The organism is Psychrobacter sp. FME13 (assembly GCF_014861395.1).
Classification (GTDB): domain Bacteria; phylum Pseudomonadota; class Gammaproteobacteria; order Pseudomonadales; family Moraxellaceae; genus Psychrobacter.
This window is the reverse complement of record NZ_RRYV01000238.1, coordinates 1-2,858: the sequence shown is the minus strand read 5'-3', so window position 1 is coordinate 2,858 and position 2,858 is coordinate 1. Positions and strand designations below refer to the sequence as shown.

The window sequence follows — 2,858 nt, the reverse complement described above, 5'->3', positions numbered from 1 at the left end:
TGACTATCTCTGCGAGCAGTTACGCTCGCCTAGACTGATTGTTGCGTAAGTCCTACGATAGTAAGAAAAAACCTATACCATGTAAAGTATGCACACGTAAACACCAGGACACTGTGCATTCGTTTATTATGGTTTCCTGCTTTATATCGTTGTGTTAACGAATCCTTAGATTTTAAGTAGTACGCGATTTTGTCTTTACCATACCAAAGCTGGCAACCAGCAAGGCTAAAACTTGTACGAACACTAGTAGTCCAACCGTCAACGTCCATTGTCCACGTGCATAAACCATACCGCAAAGCCAAGCACCTAGAGTCCCGCCTGTATAATAACCTAGATAATACAGACCAGACGCCAATGACCGACCTTTTTTAACATTGACTGCGATATAGCTGATGGTCGCCGCTTGGGTAACAAATACACCAGAAGACATAATAGCCAGCCCTACTATCACGCCCCATAATGGCGTTACTAACGTGATCAACACACCAATCATAGAGATAAAGATCGCCACTCTAACGGTACGTGCTGAGCCAAATCGACGTAACATCGTGGTTGATAAAGGGGTAATAATGACCCCTATCAAATAAACTGCAAAAATATTGGCCAGTGCACCTGTACTCAGCTCATAAGGCGTATTGGCCAGATGTAAGTTAATGAAGGTAAAACAGCCCACTAGCGAGAATAATACACAGGCCCCAAGCAAACAGGCGGTCACGACATAACGGTTGGTTAAATGTTCTCCAAGCGTCTGTATCGCTGCTCGAAAGTTGGGGTTGGCCACGAATTGCTGTGATGACGGTAGCATTTTCCATACCCACATCGCGCCAACAAGCGTCATCGCTGCCATCACATAATAGCCAGCACGCCAGCCAATGAGCTCGTGTAAATGTCCGAGTAAAAACCGCCCGAGAAAACCACCCAATACGCAACCCGACACATAAAATGACATCAAATCCGTCACTACTCGTCCTTCGAACTCCTCACCGATATATGCAATCGTCACGACCGTAATACCTGGCACAGATAACCCCTGCATAAAGCGCCATAGACCTAGCCAACCAATACTTGGACTCTGCGCGATTAGCGCTGTGGGTATCGCCAAAAATAATAACGCCCCAACGATAAATGGCTTGCGCCCCACTGCATCAGAAAGCATACCAAGAAACGGAGACATAATAGCAATTGCCATTATCGTCGCACCAACAACCATACCTACTTGTACTTCGGTCGCTGAAAAATCCACCATTAGGACTGGTAGCACTGCTTGGATAGAGTACACCTGCAAAAAAGCAAACATACCAATCAAACCAATCGTGAGCTTTAGTATCCACGATGGCGAATTGGTTGAAAGGTTTCGTGATGAGGCGTTATTTTTATTCTGACTAACAGTATTGTTCACAAGGATGCTGACTATATTGAGCGCCACTGAACTGGCGTGAGTGGTAGAAGTAAAACGAGCGTCAACAATGATAATTGCTTTATGTTTGTAACGACAAGCACATTATGGTATCACAGCCCATCACATATATTGATATCAAAAATTATGACATAAAAAAAGTCATTAATAATAACCATAACCAAAGTCTTACCTTTGTAACAGACTTTGAGTAGGCAAATTGCCATAATCATAAAGTGCTATATAAAATAGCTGTACAACAATAATCTTATAAATCTAATTATTAAATATTTAAGGACGTATATCGATGAGCGATAAAATTCATGAATTAGGGTCGGGCTTTTGGAACATACGCGGATCATTTCGCATTGGTGGCGTATTAAATATTGGTACACACTGCTCGCTAGTAAAGTTAAATTCAGGCAAGTTTCTGTTTTTAGACAGTTATACCTTAACGGGTGACGTTAGAGATGAAGTAATGAGGTTGACCAGTAATGGACAAGATGTCGAAGCTGTACTGAACGTACATCCATTTCATACGGTACACTGTGCGCAAATGGCCAAAGACTTTCCACAAGCCACTTTTTATGGCAGTAGTAGGCACCACAAAAAAGTGCCAGACGTACAATGGGCCAATGACTTAGTCGAAAGTGATGCCGTCGCTGAGCGCTATCCTGAGCTCGAGTTTTCTATGTCAGAAGGCGTTTACTATATCTCACCTAATGAGATGATTCATGCCGGTTCATTATTGGTCTACCACCCTGCCAGCAAAAGCTTGCACGTGGATGACACTTTTATGAGTCCACCAACTAAGTTACTAGAGGCGATATTACCTGAGCTAATACTACATCCTACGACCAAAAAAGCACTGAAAAATGAGCCAAGTGCTGGCAAACAATATTGTGACTGGGCTGCCAACCTCGCCCATGAGTGGCGCGATGTCCGCAATTTCTGTGCGGCACATTCATATCTGGTTCAATTTAAAGAAGGTCAGTTTGAAAAGGCATTATTGAAAGCAATTAATAAAGCTCGGCCTAAGCTAGAAAATGCTTGAAGTAACAATCTAAGGTAATAAAACAAGGCGGCTACTTAATTTTAGCCGCTTTATTCATGTAAAAATTTTATATTTATACACCCCACTCTCAACTTGAAATAAGCAAATCAAACTGAAGAGGCGGGTTACCAAGTTTTTTATTGAGTACAAAGCACAGATTATGCGACAGAATCTTACGAATCAATCGATGAGACAAATGCCATAAATCTCTTGCTCGTACCTTTTGTATATTAAATCGTTCTGATAACTGACCAATGACTGTTTCAACGATACGGCGGGCTTTCATTAGCCGTCTTACCACAGGTTTGGGTCTATCTTCTTTCATATTAGCTCTGAGTGGCGTTTGTAAATCTACTCCTTGAGCGTCGTAGTACGATGTCAGACTCGGGCTGATATACCCTTTATCAG

The 2,858-nt window shown here is 42.3% G+C and carries 3 protein-coding genes; 1 reads left to right on the top strand and 2 read right to left on the bottom strand.

Features of this window, described 5'->3' with window-relative positions; translation table 11 throughout:
• Window positions 1-172: 172 nt before the first annotated feature.
• The gene (locus EI164_RS15455; protein WP_318779566.1) at window positions 173-1,327 is read right to left on the bottom strand and encodes an MFS transporter; all 1,155 of its coding nucleotides are present in this window, start codon (window positions 1,325-1,327) and stop codon (window positions 173-175) included.
• A gap of 376 nt (window positions 1,328-1,703) precedes the next feature.
• On the opposite strand from EI164_RS15455, the gene EI164_RS15450 reads away from it, so the two are divergent.
• Complete coding sequence (locus EI164_RS15450) at window positions 1,704-2,450, top strand: hypothetical protein (RefSeq protein WP_192520844.1); 747 nt, start codon at window positions 1,704-1,706, stop codon at window positions 2,448-2,450.
• An 88-nt stretch (window positions 2,451-2,538) separates the two neighbouring features.
• On the opposite strand, the gene EI164_RS15445 is transcribed toward EI164_RS15450, so the two are convergent.
• Window positions 2,539-2,858: transposase (locus EI164_RS15445; protein WP_318779513.1), on the bottom strand; the 320-nt coding region annotated here is incomplete at its 5' end.

Bases quoted from the DNA above. Each gene is read 5' to 3' on its own strand.
- EI164_RS15450 (WP_192520844.1), top strand. From the start codon at position 1,704: ATGAGCGATAAAATTCATGAATTAGGGTCGGGCTTTTGGAACATACGC.